The organism is Mycobacterium sp. SVM_VP21, from assembly GCA_024758765.1.
Taxonomy (GTDB): Bacteria; Actinomycetota; Actinomycetes; order Mycobacteriales; family Mycobacteriaceae; genus Mycobacterium; species Mycobacterium heraklionense_C.
In genome coordinates this window covers 2,359,170-2,373,624 of the sequence record CP101406.1, presented here as the reverse complement: position 1 = coordinate 2,373,624, position 14,455 = coordinate 2,359,170, and the positions used below count along the sequence as shown (strand labels likewise).

Genomic DNA, 14,455 nt, shown 5'->3' with positions numbered 1-14,455 from the left:
ACCCGATTGAGCGACTCTCCCAGTAGTAACAGTTGGCCTGAGTCGCGAAGAACCTCGACATGCCTTGGATCGTATTCGTATGACGGAGCGTGCTTCAAGCTGGTGTAGGCGTCCCAGAACAGTTGGCTCCACATGTTTAGTTGGTGGCATTACCCCGAGACCGTGGCTATGAGACCGAAATCACAACTACCCCGTTTGAAATTCAATAGCCCACAACTGACTAGGAACATAAGGGGTAACCGAGCTTCAACTTGGGTGCGATTGCTGAACAACCGGTTTTTACTCAATCGTCACGTCGAGGGGCTCGCCCATCGGGCGGCCAGGAGTCGGTACCCGACTCAAGCGGAATATTCAAGGATCGAAGCAGGATCGAAAAGAGCCGCCAATTGGCGATCGCTCCGACAAGTTCGACCAAAACCGCGTGATCGCCATTGAATGCCTTGTGGCACGCGGCCCAGTTTTCCTCGGCAATGACCCCGTCACGTACCACATCATCGGTCGCCGCCAGGACTGCACGCTCGGCATGGCCCAGACGATTGGAACTTTGCCAGTCACGCACCGCCAGAAGGTCATCCGAAGCCACACCGAGCAGCGTCGCGATTCGCCAATGCTGTGTCCACTCATATACCGACCCCGTTACCCAGCCGATGCGCATGATGATCAATTCGCGTAGCCGGGCGTCGAGCACACCGTTAAATAGCAGCGCCTCGAGCATTCCGTACAGGGCCACTGCGAGGCTCGGCTGGTGAAGTGCCACGCGAAATACTGACAGTTCTGCCATCTCTTCGGGCAGCCCACACTCGGCAGCCCGCAGCCGGGCCTGCTCAAGGTCGAGCATCGGTACGCGTTCCGTCCTCGTCACGTGACCTTTCTCTGTTGAAGCTCCGCATGCTGTGAGGGCGTGGGCACGAAGACGTTGTGCAGGGCCGCACTCGATTTGGCATTTTCATCTGCAAGCGAACTGAGCAGCGGCGCGAGACCAGCGAATCCGGTTGATTCTCTTGTGATCCGGTCGAACGGCCAGCGGCGCGTGGCCAGAATCTCGAGGGCTGCCCGGTAGGCGGGATACTCCACGCCGAGTGCACCGGAGATGTGTAATTCCTTATACACCAGCGTGTCTGGTTCAAAGCCGGGCGCGCCGCCTCCGCCGCGGGTGCCGGCAACCACGACCGTGCCGCCAGGCCTGGCAAGGGCGACGGCGTCGGCGAACGCGGAGGGTGCTTTGGCGGTGACATCGACGACCACGTCGGCAAGCTGTCCGCCTGTCTCACGCTGGAGCGCTGTCACTGCATCGTCCTGCGATACGTCGATGGGCAGGTCGACACCGAATGATCTGGCTATGGCCAGTCGCTGATCGTCGCGTGGACCGATGCCGGTCATCGCGACGAAAGCGGCTCCCGCCTCTTTCGCCGCCACCGCCGCGCAGATCCCGCGGATGCCCGGTCCCAGTATCGCTACGATACCCCCCGCCTTGGTGTCGGGAAGAGTTTTCCCCCATTGGATACCGGCCCCGAGAGGGTTGAACAACGTGGCGAGAACGGGGTCCATGTCTTCGGCAATCGGGAGTAGCATCGCGTCCCACGGAAGCTCCACATGGGTGGCGTATCCGCCCCATAACCCGGCGCCGATCTCCACGTCGACGAACCCGAACATGGTGGCGATGCCGTTCACCGCACATCGCCGGTATTCGCCGCGGCGACACTCCGGGCAGTCTCGGCAGGACCGGAACACCTCGACGGCCACGCGCTGGCCGGCCTGGACGCACAAGCGTTCGCTGGCCGCATTGCCGACATGTTCGACGATGCCGACGATTTCGTGACCTGGAACGAATGAGAAGCCGGCAGGCAGGTGTCCGGTGAATTGTTCGTGATCTGTACCGCATAGACCACATGCTTCAACTCGCAGGATCGCACCGCGGTCACCGACGTCGGGGATGGTCATCTGGCGCCGCTCCAGATTCCGCGGTCCGGTCAACACCATGGCCTCGGCGATCATGGAAGCTCGAATCCCGTGGACGACCCTGTGTTTCGGAGGCAAACCGTTCTGCCAACGTACATCTCGCCCGCCATCGCCTCGGCAATCTGCGGATCGTCGCTGCGTGCGACGACTCTTCGCCCGTCGGACAGGTGCGCGATGATCGGTGTCCATCGAGGTCGCCCGTCTCGGTCGTATTCGACCGTGTACCCGTCCACTGTCGCGCGACCGGTCGCCTCGTCGACGCCTGCGACGGCCAGCCGCGATGAATCGATCTGAGCTTGTTCGTCTGCCGTGTCGATCAGTCGCCACCCGGTTGGTGGAGGGGTGGCCGACCACACACCGACCGAATGTTTCGTCGAATACCAACCGAGGCCGGTGACGACGTCGTCCCCGCGATGGGTTACTTCGCCTACGCCGACCACCACCGGAGTACGCGCTTCTACCGACAATCGATCACTCGCTCAGGGCCACGGGCTGTTGTGAGACACGAATGCGATGGTGTCATATCTGCAGTCAAGCCACAATGGTGTGCGCCCGCGGCATACTGGCTGTTGTGTCGACGAAGTTGGTGCGATGGGGTGCCGCCGCGCCGTCAGATCGTGGTTCCGCTCGCGACCGATTGCTAGATGCTGCCGAGCGGTGCCTAGAGAGTTGCGGCGTGGTAGGCACGACCATGGAGGACATCGGCAGAACAGCGGGTGTCTCCAGGGCAACGGTGTATCGCTACTTCCCTAATCGGGAGGCGGTGATGTCGGGCGTCATCATTCGCGCCGCCGAGCGCTATCTCGATCGCATCAACCCCCGGATCGCGGAGCACACCGATCTGGGCTCCGCTCTCGTCGATTTCGTGGAATACACAGTTGAGGCCGCGCGCCGCGAAGAGATCATCGGATTGTTGTTCGGCAGCGACGAGGAACTCGCCGGCGTTGGCCTCGCGGCGGGGACCTCGACGTCACTCTTCGAACTCGTCACCGAGTTTCTCCGTCCCATCTTCAGGAGACACTGGAGTTACGTAGAACCGGGCGTCTCCGTCGACGACGCCGCCGAGTGGGTTCTCCGCACGATACTGAGCCTGCTGACTGTTCGAGGACCGCGGGAGCGCAGTCGTGACGGGCTCCGGACATTTCTTTCAAGGTTTCTCCTTCCCGCAATCCTGGCGAGCGACCATTGTCGACCGATGTGACAGACAAGGCGTAATGTCTCAACCACAGCTGAGGTAGGAGGCCGGACATGTCTGTGCAGTTCACCACGTTCAACCAGCAGGTCGCTGAACAACTGCAGAGCGCAGCAGAAACCACGGGCGGGTTGGCCGGTTACCTCGGCTTCCGGCACACTGACTTCACTGCTGGACGGCTCGTCGCGGAGATGGACGCACGCGACGACCTGAAGACGCCTTTCGGCAACTTGCATGGCGGCTGCTTGTCGGCCATGGTCGACCATTGCCTTGGAGTGGTGTTTTATCCCGTGATTCCGATGGGATCCTGGGTCGCGACGACGGAGTTCAAACTGAATTTGCTTCGTCCAGTTTCCAGCGGAACCTGTGTAGCCACGGCTGAGATCATCTCGCTGGGCAGAACCAGCGGTGTGGCACGTATCGACATCTGCAACGACGGCAGAGCGGTGTGTGCGGCGCAGGGCACCGTCACCGTCGTCGCACCGAAGGCCATCTCTTGATGTCTGCAAACAGAGCACATGATTTGTCCGCTCCTGTCGTCGAGCGCGTGCCCACGGTGGATGGGCTCTCGCTGGCGGTCGACTTCTACCGCTGTGACGGACCGCGGGCGGTCGTGTTGCTCCTTCACGGCGGTGGTCAGAGCCGGCACGCCTGGGATGTCACCGCCCAACGATTGCATCAGCGGGGCTACACCGTTGCCGCCTACGACGCAAGGGGACATGGTGACAGCGACTGGGATCCAGACGGACGCTATGACATCGAACGGCTGGGGTCCGACCTGTTGGCCGTGCGCGCGTACGCCGGCTCCGCCCGCCCAGTTGCCGCGATCGGGGCATCGTTGGGCGGTTTGACCATCCTCGGCACGCACTTGCTCGCCCCATCGGAGCTATGGCAGGCCGTCGTCCTGGTTGACATCACTCCGCGAATGCAGATGCACGGCGCCCGCCGAGTCCTATCGTTCATGTCGGCCCATCCCGAAGGTTTCGACAGCCTAGAGTCGGCCGCTGACGTGATCGCCGCCTACAACCCGCACCGCCCTCGCCCCGAAAACGTCGACGGCCTTCAAAAAGTCCTCCGCCGACGTGGAGACGGTCGCTGGGCCTGGCGATGGGATCCGGCGTTTGCGACGTCGAATTTTCAGTTCCTGCAGAGTGATTCAGACGACGGCGCAGAGGAGTTCGAGATGATGAGCGCATTCCTTGTCGATGGCGCGCGACAGGTGTCCGCGCCGGCGCTGCTGGTCCGCGGCCTGCTGTCGGACATAGTCTCCGAAGAGACAGTGAAGGATTTCCTCACCTTGGTTCCCCACGCGCAAACCGTTGACGTGTCAGGCGCGGGCCACATGGTTGCTGGCGACAACAACGACGCATTCTCGACGGCGGTCGTCGACTTTCTCGACCGTACCGTTTGACGCCAGTCGTCGGGCTGCGCGGGAGATCCCAGTTCGCCACCTATTCTGCTCGTATGCCAACTGATTCGGCGCGGATGTCGTTTCGCCGACATATCCGCGAGCAGGTCTTGAGGGCGACACGGGAACTCACCATTGAGAAGGGCTGGGAACAAGTCCGAGTGAGTGAGGTCGCCGAACTTGTCGGCGTCTCCCGACCGACGCTATACAAGGAGTTCGGCGATAAGCAGGGACTTGGTGACGCGCTCGTGGTGGCCGAGGGTCAGCGCTTCCTGGAGGGTATCCACGCCATTCTCGCCGAACACACCGGCGACGTTCAGGGCGGCATCACCGCAGCGGTGCGGTTCACCCTGCGTGAAGCAGAAGCCAGTCCGCTCCTGAAGTCGGTGCTGACGTCCAACCACTCAGGGGATGATCGCGCCGGTGCGCCGACGACGGGCGTTCTTCCTCTCCTGCCGACATCGGCGTCCCTGCTCCAGCTCTCCTCCGCGGCTTTGGTCGCGTGGTTTCACGACCACTTCGCCGATCTCGACTCCGAAGACGTCGAGGAGGTCGCAGACGTTCTGGTGCGGCTCACCGTGAGTCACGTCGTTCTTCCCTCCGCGGACATCGCCACCACGGGTGCGCGGATCTCGCGGGTGGCGCTCCGCTACCTCGGCGTTGGCTATAGATAGCTGTGACTTGAGCGGTCTTGGCCTCGATCCACTGACAATGGACTGTTTGTCGGGGTGTCGGGATAAGGAAAGTGCGTTCTGAGCTGGGAAGATTGATATTGTTCAGGCAACAATCGGTCCAGTTCGAGAACGGCACTTCCGGCGCGAGTGTCCCACACGTTCACCCCGCGGTCCGATGTGTTCGATGAGGATATCTGGTGTCGTGCGCGGGCCTGGTGCCGGTGATGGCGCTGGCTGAGCAGGCAGGCCTATCGGAGTTGTTGGCCAACAAGATTCACATCGCAGCTCCCAGGGTCAAGTCGAGGTCGGCCAATCCGGCTCCGAAACTGGCCACCCTGATCGCGAGCATGTAAGCGGGCGCGGATTACATCGATGATGTCGACCTGGTCCGCGCTGGCGGCATAAATCCCTTTTTCCGCCGGGTGTATCCCCCGTCAACGATGGGAACGCTGTTGCGGGAGTTCACTTTCGGTCATGCCCGCCAATTGGATTCGGTGCTGGCCGAGCATCTGGCCGGCTTGTGTGACCGGGTGAATCTGCTGCCCGGCGCGCAGGCTCGGGCCTCCATCGAACACCCGGGGAGAGGCGACGCTGCAGAAAGACGCCGCAAAGGTCGGATCTCCGGACCCGCCGGGACAGCTCAATGTGGTGAGAGCCGGAACTCGCTCGGAGAGCGGCCGGTCCATCGCTTGAAGGCGTGTGAGAAGTTGGCGAGGTCGCTGTATCCGAGATCCGTGGCTATCTCACTCACCGATAGGGATCGGTCGAGTAGCTGCAGCATCGCGCGCTCGCGCAGGAATGCTTGGCGCAACTCGCGAAAGGTGGTCTCCTCTTCGGAGAGGCGCCGCTTGAGTGTGCTGGTGGACATTGACAGCTCATGTGCGAACCAATGTTTACTTCGGCGTCCGGGCTCCTTCTGCAGCAGCCGTCTCACCTTCTCCGAGAACGACGTGGTTTCGCTCCGCTGGTCGAGAGTTCGCTGCAGATCGACGATGGCGAGTCGGTATGCGACGGGATCGGAGAACCGGCACACCTCGTTGAGCGTGTCCGCGGGAACATGGAGGAAGGACATCGGAGCGTCGAAGAACAGGCGCCCGGCGGTAAGGTCGTCCTCGCGATCTTTCAAGGCGGCGGGCGCTGGCCAACTCAAGTGGAGTGTGAGGGTCGGCGCCGCACGGACGAGCATGTCCAGCAGTCGCAACAACGCCAACCCGGCGTACGTGACGGCGAGGCAGTCCAGGGCCCGATCGCTGGTGTGTCCCCAGAGCCCGACGGTGAGGCCTTGGTCATCTGGATGAAACTGTGCTTTGACAGCCGTCGTGATCAACGGCAGATAAGTCAGCAGCTCTACGATCTCGGCCACTGAGCCCGCGCTGACCAGCGGAACACTCAGCGGGCCGAAGGACGTCAACTGTGCCTGTTCGGCTAACGCAAATCCGAGCAGCGTTGCCTGATCGATGTCTAGACCGGGGTACGCCTCACGAAACCACCGTAACGGGGCCTGGACATCACGCTGAATCAGCGTCGCCTCGTCGGTTCCTTCGCGAGCCATGATGTTGCGAAGCCGCGCGACGGCGTCTGGGTCAAACGCCGGGCTCTCGAGCATTTGCACGAATGCGAGTGGGGGCACACCCGCGTCATTGGGGTTCACTGACCATGGCCCCTTTGAGCCGAAATCACAAGTTTCTGACTCCGGCGAACATAGCCGCAGCGCTCATCTGGCGCAAGACTTGTGTCAAGTAACTGAGGACACGCAAGGAGCCTGGCTATGGCAGTTGTCACATTTGTCTCCCACGGCGGCGAGAAGTATGAGGCGCCTCTCGAGGAAGGTCAGTCACTGATGCGGGTCGCGACCAACAATGCGGTGCCCGGCATCGACGGCGACTGCGGAGGCGAAGCCGCGTGCGGCACCTGCCATGTGATCGTCGATCCGCAATGGTCCGATCGGGTCGGCCTCTCCGGGGCCAGGTCAAGTCCACGGGCGTGGTGTACGACGTCGTCGTGTGATTCTTCGAGTTGGTGGTTCAGGCGGTCAGTGCCGCGGGGGTGTCCTCCTGTTCTGTCGGGGTGTCTCCGACCGTTGATTGTGCGGCCAGGGCGGCGACACGCCGACGGCTACCGCCACCAGCGCACAATGAAACCGGCACCGCCGTGGACCCGCGCAAACCCTTACCGACCCACGCTCCTAGCCCTCGACCACTCCCCGCAGCCCGTCCGCCCCGAACGCCGGCTCCAGCATCGACGAGAAGTCCGGACCGCGGCGCAGCATCTGCCCGCCGTCGACGTTGATGACCTGACCGGTGATGTAGCCGGCCGCGTCACTGAGCAGGAACAGCGCCAGGTTGGCGACATCGGTGACCTCGCCGGGCCGCGGCAGCGGTGTCGAGACGCGGTAGTCCTCGCTCAGCTCGGGCGAGTCCAGGATCGGGGCGACCAGCTCGGTGCGGGTCAGGCCCGGGCGGATGCTGTTGACCCGCACCCACGAGGCGCCCAGCTCGTCGGCGGCCAGCTGCATCATGTGGTCCAGCGCCGACTTGGTGGGGCCGTAGGCGCCGAACCAGCGGTGGGTGTTGCTGGCCGCGATCGAGGAGATCCCGACGAATGAGCCCCCGCCGCCGCGCACCAGCGCCCGGCCGGCGTGCTTGAGCACGTACATGGTGCCGTTGACATTGAGGTCGACGGTGCGCCGCCACAGCTCCGAGTCGATCTGGGTGATCGGCCCGATGGTCTGCGAGCCACCGGCGCAGTGCACCACGCCGTGCAGCCGGCCGTTCTTGGCCACGGCGGCCTCCACGGCGGCGATCACACTGTCCTCGTCGGTGACGTCGGTCGGCAGGTGACGGACGGAGCCACGGGGTTCATGCGGCGGTCCCAGCTTCACCTCTCCTCCGTCGAGCCTCGCTGAACCGCCGAGCTCGGCGGCTACCTTCGCCAATCGATCGGCATCTCGCCCGACGATCAGGACATCGGCCCCAGCGGCAGCCAGCCCGGCCGCCACGGCCTTGCCGATACCGCTGCCGCCGCCGGTGACCAGGTAGCTGCGGTCTTCAAAGGAGAGCTGCACACCGACCCCTCACATCGAAACTGAAACAGGTTCTACCTATGGAACCATGCCTCGGGCCCCCGCCCCCGCCGAACGACGCAAGGCGCCTAAGTCAGGGTTGGTCGCGGCGAGCCACCGCGGTGGGCCGGGCGGTGCGCCAGTCCTCGACGTCAGGCGGCAACCCCAGCGGGGCGCGGTTTTCGTTGTGAGCGGCCCAATGAGCATGACCCAGTTGATGAATATGGAAGCCGTGCCGTAGCGCCTCGGTGAAACCCATCGCGTCGGCGGCGCCGTTCACCGAATCCTTGATCAGCAGCGCGGCCATGGTGGGCAGCTTCGCGATGCGGCGGGCGAACTCCAGCGTCTTGTCCGCCAGCTCATCGGCCGGGAACACCTTGGAGACCATGCCCAGCCGGTGCGCCTCGTCAGCGTCCAGCGAGTCCCCGGTCAGCAGCAGCTCCTTGGCTTTGCGGGGTCCGAATTCCCAGGGGTGGGCGTAGTACTCCACACCCGGCATCCCCAGCCGCACCCCGACCACGTCGGAGAACCGGGCATTGTCGGCGGCCACGATCAGGTCGCACGCCCAGATCAGCATTAGCCCGGCCGAGATGGCGTTGCCCTGCACCTGCGCGATGGTGATCTTGCGCAGGTCGCGCCACCGGCAGGTGTTCTGGAAGAAGAAGTGCCACTCCTGCAGGTAGGTCTTTTCCACGACCGGCTCGCGGGTGGCGCCGTGGGATTGGAACGTCGGGTGCTGCGCCGGCCCGGGGCGCCGCTCGAGCAACGTGGCTTCGGACCCCAGGTCGTGGCCGGCGGAGAAGTTCTTGCCCCGCGCGGCCAGGATCACCACCCGGACGGTGTCATCGGCCTCGGCCCGGCCGAATGCCTCGTCGAGCTGCACCAGCAGGGTGCGATTCTGCGCGTTGTGCACGTCGGGGCGATTCAGCCAGATCCGGGCAATGCGCCCGTCGTCGAGCGTTTCGTAGTCGACCAGCCGATCCGAAGTGTCGTCAGGCTGCTGCGCTGCGGTGTCCGATGTGGCCATTGCCTCCGCCCTCGTCGTCTTCGCATCACAGGCTACGGCGGCCGGCCTGAGCTGCCCGAGCCAGGTGTGACACAGCGCGCACTTCGCTAGAGTCAATGCATGCCTGCTAAATCCGAACACGCCGACATCGAAGACGTGGAACCGCTGGCCGACAGCACCGCGCGCCAAGCTCGGCGAGTGGTTGCCGCCTACGCCGAGGACGCCGACGAGTGTCGGGTGTTCCTGTCCATGCTGGGGATCGGGCCCGCGACACCCGACAAGAACGGGGCGTAGATGCCGGAGTCGGGGGAACCACCGGCTTCACCCGGGGAGTCCGATTTCGTCGTAGTGGCCAACCGGCTGCCGATCGACATCGAGGTGCTCCCGGACGGTACGACGGCGTGGAAGCGCAGCCCCGGCGGATTGGTCACCGCGCTCGAGCCGCTGCTGCGTAAGCGCCGCGGCGCCTGGGTCGGCTGGCCCGGCAGCCTGGAGGCGCCCGGCGGGCCGATCGACATCGAGGACCTGCGGCTGCATCCGGTGCCGCTGGACACCACCGATATCGCCGAGTACTACGAGGGCTTCTCCAACGCCACCCTGTGGCCGCTGTATCACGACGTGATCGTCAAACCGATCTACCACCGGCAGTGGTGGGACCGCTACGTCGACGTCAACCGCCGTTTCGCCGAGGCCACGTCGCGAGCCGCCGCGCCGGGCGCGACCGTGTGGGTCCAGGACTATCAGCTGCAGCTGGTGCCGAAGATGCTGCGGGATCTGCGCCCCGACCTGACCATCGGCTTCTTCCTGCACATCCCGTTCCCGCCGGTGGAGCTGTTCATGCAGCTGCCGTGGCGCGCCGAGATCGTCGACGGCCTGCTCGGCGCCGACCTGGTCGGCTTTCACCTGGCCGGCGGCGCCCAGAACTTCTTGTTCTTGGCCCGCAATCTGGCCGGCGCCGTCACCTCGCGAGGCTCGGTCGGGGTGCGCAGCCGATTCGGCGAGGTGCGGTTGAACGATCGAACGGTACGAGTCGGCGCCTTCCCCATTTCGATCGACTCCGGCGAACTCGACCGCAAGGCGCGCGAGCGCGGAATCCGGCGGCGGGCCAAGGAGATTCGCGCCGAACTGGGACATCCGCGAAAGATCCTGCTCGGCGTGGATCGCCTGGACTACACCAAGGGCATCGATGTCCGGCTCAAGGCGTTCAACGAGCTGCTGGCCGAGGGACGCGCCAAACGCGACGACACCGTGCTGGTGCAGCTGGCGACTCCGAGCCGGGAGCGGGTGGAGAGCTACCAGATCCTGCGCGACGACATCGAACGCCAAGTCGGCCACATCAACGGCGAGTACAGCGAAGTCGGTCACGCAGTGGTGCACTACCTGCACCGCCCGGTCCCCCGCGATGAACTGATCGCATTCTTCGTGGCCAGCGACGTCATGCTGGTGACCCCGCTGCGTGACGGAATGAATCTGGTCGCCAAGGAATACGTGGCCTGCCGCAGCGACCTGGGCGGCGCCTTGGTCTTGAGCGAATTCACTGGTGCTGCAGCAGAATTACGTCAGGCCTACCTGGTCAATCCGCATGACCTCGAGTGTGTCAAGGACGTCATCGAGGCGGCGGTCAACCAGACTCCGGAGGAGGGGCGCCGACGGATGCGGGCACTGCGCCGTCAGGTGCTGGCCCACGACGTGGACCGCTGGGCCCGATCCTTCCTCGGTGCGCTCGCCGACTCCGCGGAGTAGCTCAGCTACACAGATGCTGCGGGTTGTCCTGGCAGTTCAGCGGGTAGTGGATCACCGGGTTCGGCAACGGCGAGACGAACGTCAGGGTGAAGGCGCGCTTCTCCAAACCGGGCTGCAGACCACACACCGCGTTGTGCGAGTGGGTGTAGGTGCCGTTGAGCGAGGTGTCGAACTGGTACATCTCTTCGCTGCCCGCGGTGCTGCCGTCGGAGCACCGGGTACCCGCCAACAGCGGTGTCTTGTACGTCCACTGGCCGTTGGCCAGCCGGTAGGCCCCGGCCTGTCCGGGCGGGCCGTTGCTTTCAACCTGCAGCTTGCAGCCGACCGCCAGGTGCAGTGGCACCCGGCCGTCGCCGACGGTCGGGACGCACAGCGGATAGATCTTCCAGGTCGCGGTCTTGGCACCGTCGTTGTAGGTGTAGATGCCCTCCAGCGTGCCTTCTGGAATCGCATCGTCGTCGGCACCGGCCGGGACTGCGAGTCCGGTGGCCGCCGTCACCGCCGCAGCCAAGGCGACAAGACCACGAACAAGTTTCCCCATGGCGCTCAATCCTTTCAGCTAGATCGGCACGATGTTGCTGATCAGCCACTTGCGGTCGATCTTGCGGAAGTCCACCCGCAGCCGACTGCCCTCGTAGTACTTCTCCTTGGACTTGCCGGTCACGGTGCGGTTGACGAACACCAACACCGAACCCGAAGTCCGGCGCGCAGCCATGGCAGCGACGCCGACGACATCGACCTGGTTCACCAACTGCTTATCGCGCGCCTGCGGGATGATCTCGTTGATGGCACGAGCCTCGAATTCGCGGCGGTAGTCCCCCGTGAACATCGGGTACGTCTCGGTCAGGCTGCGTTCCACGGTCTTGTACTCATACCCAAGCACTTTCGGGATCTCGTCGGCGGTCAGTCTGACCAACTCCGAGCGCGCCGACTGCTCACCATGCGACTCGACCCGGTTCCAGTACAGCTTTCCCGCCGATGCGCCAAGACCCACGAACGCCGCGAGCAACCCCGCCAAGACGGCCAGCAACATCCACTTACGCGTCATCGGCTGCCGTCCGGCCACTTGAGGTCGTAAGCCGTCATGTTGCCCGCGTCGTCTTCATGCACGATCACCCGCAAAGCGTAGGGCTGCGACGGCTTGTTGACGCCATCGACATCGGTGGCGGTAGCCCGCATCGCCACCAACACCGACGCGTTGGCAGCGATGTTGTCGACCCCTTCCAATGCCGCGGCGTTGATGACGGCTTCCGAGCTGTGCTTGGTCTCGCGGAGCAACGCCTTGAGGTTCTCGGCGTTGGCGGCCATCGTGTCGCGCAGCGGTCCGCTGGTGCCCGCCACGAACAGATCTACCTGGTCACTGATGGTGTCGGGCGTATAGGTATACATGTTCAGCACGGTCTGGACCGCGGTGTCGACGAATCGCTGATCCCGCTGTTGCTCTGCGTCGGCATGCCGGTGTTGCACCCCGAGCGCGGCGACCATCAGTCCAAGCAGGACCGACGCCGCGAGTCCGACGGCGCCCGCCAGTTGCGCAGTCTTGCGGGCATTGGGCCGCCGCCGCGGCGGCGGTCCGGCCGGCCGGACCGCACGCACCGCAGCGCGGCTCGGTGCCGGAATCGTTACCGCACTCGGCGTCGTTTCGCCGGCATCACCTGCTGGTCCCGCAGCCCGCGAGGCCCGGCGCCGGACCTTCGCGTCGTCGGGTCCGCTCACGTCTGCCTCGGCGCGAGCATCAGATCAGCCCAGTTCTCGGCGGGCAGCCACTTGTCGGAGCCGGAGACGAACACTCCGCTGTTGCCTGCCGGATCCACGAACTTTCCGGACCGGTCGTAGGTGCTGTAGGCAACACCGTTGGCCTCGGCGGGCAACGGTCCCGGAGCCGGCCCGGGAGCTGCTGCCGGAGCGGGGTCACGGCCGTAGGCGGGCAGGCCACCGTTGCCCCCAGGACCGGTCGGCAGGTTCTGGTCCGGCGGCGCGTAGTACGGCCACGGCGCCGGCGGATTCGGCCCGAGCTCGTTCGGCGGGTACGGCAGCGGGAACGGCGGGTTGGGCGCCGGGCCGGGGCCCGCGGGCACACCCGGCGGCAGCGCCACGACCGGTGGTCCCGGGTCGTAGTCCGCCGACGGCGGGATGTAGGGGAACTTGTTCATCGGATTGAGCATCCGCGGATCGGTGATCGGGGTGTCGTACGGGATCGGCGGACCGCGCCACGGGTTGCTGCCGATCGGGACGTAGCCCTTCGGGTCGCGACAGAGCTGGATGGTCGGCGCCCGCTTGCCCGGATACTCCATGCACGGGTAGTTGCGCGCGCCGCGAACCGCCGAGGGGTCATTCTGCGCGGCTTGGCAGTACAGGTTCTTGGGTAGCTCGCGGACGGTCTCGTCGGCCGGCGTGCGCATCTCGGTGAACGGCAAGAAGCCGACGGTGCAGGGCGGCGGGTCGTGCATGTCGATCTTGAAGTCCAGCTTGGCGCCCTCATCCATCGGTACGCCGCCGGCGACGGTGATCAGTGCCGCCATCAGCGCGGGGAACACCACCAGCGCCTGCTCGATGGAGTTGCGGTAGATGACCCCGACCCGCCCGAAGTTCGCGATGCTGGCCGCAAGCGTCGGGAAGGAGGCCCGAATGCCGTCGAATGTGGTGTTGGCCTCGTCGGCGACGCTGGGCAGGGTCTGCAGCACCTCGCGCAGCTGCGGGTCGGCGTTGCGCACCTCGGTGGTGACCGCCGCCAGCGACCGCGTCAGTTTCTTGATGTCGTCGCCGCCGCGGATCTGGGCGTCCAAGAAGGGCTCGACCTGGTCGATCAGCGCCGAAGTCGCGTCGAAGTTGGCATTGGCCTCGTCGATCAGCTGCCGTGACGAGGCGATCATCCGGGCCAGTTCCTGCCCGGAGCCGTTGAATCCATCGAACGCGCTGCGCAGCAGATCGCGAAGGCGGCTGTTGGCGGCACTGTTGACCAACGACTGCGCCTGGTCGAGCAGGCCAGCGATGTCCTGACCGATCGCGGTGCGGTCCTGGCCGATGCGTGCGCCATTGCGCAGCACCCCTGCGGCAGCGTCCCCGGCCGGTGGAACCAGGTCGATGTACTGCTCACCGATCGCGGACATGCTCTTGACGGTGGCGGTGACGTTGGCAGGGATCTTGGTGCTGCTGTTGAGCCGCATGGCTGCGTCCACGCCGTGGTCGCTGAGTTGAACAGATTCCACCCGACCCACGGTCACGCCGCGGTAGGTGACGTTGGCGCTTTTGTAGATACCGCCGCCGCCGATGAAGTCAGCCGACACGTTGTAGGTCCCGATGCCCAGCCGGCTCGGGGCATGCAGATACAGGATCGAGATCGCGCCGACGGCCAGCACTGTGACCACGGCGAAGATCCCGAGCTGGATTCGGACGAGGCGGGTCAGCATCG

15 protein-coding genes and 3 pseudogenes are annotated in these 14,455 nt (G+C 64.8%); 8 read left to right on the top strand and 10 right to left on the bottom strand.

Annotated elements, in window-relative coordinates:
* Positions 1–283: 283 nt before the first annotated feature.
* From NM962_10905 to NM962_10895, 3 genes and pseudogenes are all read right to left on the bottom strand, one after another.
* Positions 284–862: a carboxymuconolactone decarboxylase family protein gene (locus NM962_10905; protein ID UVO14445.1), complete on the bottom strand. Its 579-nt coding sequence runs from the start codon at positions 860–862 to the stop codon at positions 284–286.
* Positions 859–1,995, bottom strand: coding sequence for a zinc-binding dehydrogenase (locus NM962_10900; GenBank protein ID UVO14444.1), 1,137 nt, complete (start codon positions 1,993–1,995; stop codon positions 859–861). The genes NM962_10905 and NM962_10900 overlap by 4 nt, the downstream gene beginning before the upstream one ends.
* Positions 1,992–2,360: pseudogene (locus NM962_10895) on the bottom strand (acetyl-CoA acetyltransferase). The gene NM962_10900 and the pseudogene NM962_10895 overlap by 4 nt, the downstream one beginning before the upstream one ends.
* A gap of 275 nt (positions 2,361–2,635) precedes the next feature.
* On the opposite strand from NM962_10895, the gene NM962_10890 reads away from it, so the two are divergent.
* The 5 genes and pseudogenes from NM962_10890 (at position 2,636) to NM962_10870 (ending at position 5,784) form a co-directional block, all read left to right on the top strand.
* Complete coding sequence (locus NM962_10890) at positions 2,636–3,160, top strand: TetR/AcrR family transcriptional regulator (protein ID UVO14443.1); 525 nt, start codon at positions 2,636–2,638, stop codon at positions 3,158–3,160.
* A gap of 53 nt (positions 3,161–3,213) precedes the next feature.
* Positions 3,214–3,651 carry a PaaI family thioesterase gene (locus NM962_10885; GenBank protein UVO14674.1) on the top strand — a complete coding sequence of 146 codons (438 nt, stop codon included), beginning with the start codon at positions 3,214–3,216 and terminating at the stop codon, positions 3,649–3,651.
* Positions 3,651–4,562, top strand: coding sequence for an alpha/beta hydrolase (locus tag NM962_10880; GenBank protein ID UVO14673.1), 912 nt, complete (start codon positions 3,651–3,653; stop codon positions 4,560–4,562). Before NM962_10885 ends, NM962_10880 begins: the two co-directional genes overlap by 1 nt.
* Before the next feature lie 92 nt (positions 4,563–4,654).
* The gene (locus NM962_10875) at positions 4,655–5,233 is read left to right on the top strand and encodes a TetR/AcrR family transcriptional regulator (protein ID UVO14672.1); all 579 of its coding nucleotides are present in this window, start codon (positions 4,655–4,657) and stop codon (positions 5,231–5,233) included.
* A gap of 147 nt (positions 5,234–5,380) precedes the next feature.
* Positions 5,381–5,784, top strand: a pseudogene (locus tag NM962_10870) (IS1380 family transposase).
* A gap of 89 nt (positions 5,785–5,873) precedes the next feature.
* On the opposite strand, the gene NM962_10865 reads toward NM962_10870, so the two are convergent.
* Positions 5,874–6,884 carry a helix-turn-helix transcriptional regulator gene (locus tag NM962_10865; protein UVO14442.1) on the bottom strand — a complete coding sequence of 337 codons (1,011 nt, stop codon included), beginning with the start codon at positions 6,882–6,884 and terminating at the stop codon, positions 5,874–5,876.
* 117 nt (positions 6,885–7,001) lie between these two features.
* On the opposite strand from NM962_10865, the pseudogene NM962_10860 reads away from it, so the two are divergent.
* Positions 7,002–7,199: pseudogene (locus NM962_10860) on the top strand (2Fe-2S iron-sulfur cluster-binding protein).
* Positions 7,200–7,418: 219 nt separating this feature from the next.
* Here NM962_10860 and NM962_10855 read toward each other — a convergent pair.
* Positions 7,419–8,297 (bottom strand): SDR family oxidoreductase, encoded by an 879-nt coding sequence (locus NM962_10855; GenBank protein ID UVO14441.1) that lies wholly within the window; start codon positions 8,295–8,297, stop codon positions 7,419–7,421.
* Between the two features lie 91 nt (positions 8,298–8,388).
* On the bottom strand, positions 8,389–9,321 hold the full coding sequence (locus NM962_10850) for an enoyl-CoA hydratase (GenBank protein UVO14440.1): 933 nt from the start codon (positions 9,319–9,321) through the stop codon (positions 8,389–8,391).
* A gap of 99 nt (positions 9,322–9,420) precedes the next feature.
* Between NM962_10850 and NM962_10845 the strand changes: the two genes are divergently transcribed.
* Positions 9,421–9,594 carry a hypothetical protein gene (locus tag NM962_10845; protein ID UVO14439.1) on the top strand — a complete coding sequence of 58 codons (174 nt, stop codon included), beginning with the start codon at positions 9,421–9,423 and terminating at the stop codon, positions 9,592–9,594.
* Complete coding sequence (locus NM962_10840) at positions 9,595–11,043, top strand: trehalose-6-phosphate synthase (GenBank protein UVO14438.1); 1,449 nt, start codon at positions 9,595–9,597, stop codon at positions 11,041–11,043. It abuts the gene before it with no gap.
* Position 11,044: 1 nt separating this feature from the next.
* On the opposite strand, the gene NM962_10835 is transcribed toward NM962_10840, so the two are convergent.
* Genes NM962_10835 through NM962_10820 form a run of 4 tightly spaced genes read right to left on the bottom strand, consistent with a single transcriptional unit; the run spans position 11,045 to position 14,453 of the window.
* Positions 11,045–11,584: a hypothetical protein gene (locus tag NM962_10835; GenBank protein ID UVO14437.1), complete on the bottom strand. Its 540-nt coding sequence runs from the start codon at positions 11,582–11,584 to the stop codon at positions 11,045–11,047.
* 18 nt (positions 11,585–11,602) lie between these two features.
* Positions 11,603–12,091 carry a mammalian cell entry protein gene (locus tag NM962_10830; protein UVO14436.1) on the bottom strand — a complete coding sequence of 163 codons (489 nt, stop codon included), beginning with the start codon at positions 12,089–12,091 and terminating at the stop codon, positions 11,603–11,605.
* Positions 12,088–12,759 carry a mammalian cell entry protein gene (locus tag NM962_10825; protein UVO14435.1) on the bottom strand — a complete coding sequence of 224 codons (672 nt, stop codon included), beginning with the start codon at positions 12,757–12,759 and terminating at the stop codon, positions 12,088–12,090. Before NM962_10825 ends, NM962_10830 begins: the two co-directional genes overlap by 4 nt.
* Positions 12,756–14,453, bottom strand: a complete 1,698-nt coding sequence (locus NM962_10820) for an MCE family protein (protein UVO14434.1) — start codon at positions 14,451–14,453, stop codon at positions 12,756–12,758. The genes NM962_10825 and NM962_10820 overlap by 4 nt, the downstream gene beginning before the upstream one ends.
* Positions 14,454–14,455: the final 2 nt, after the last annotated feature.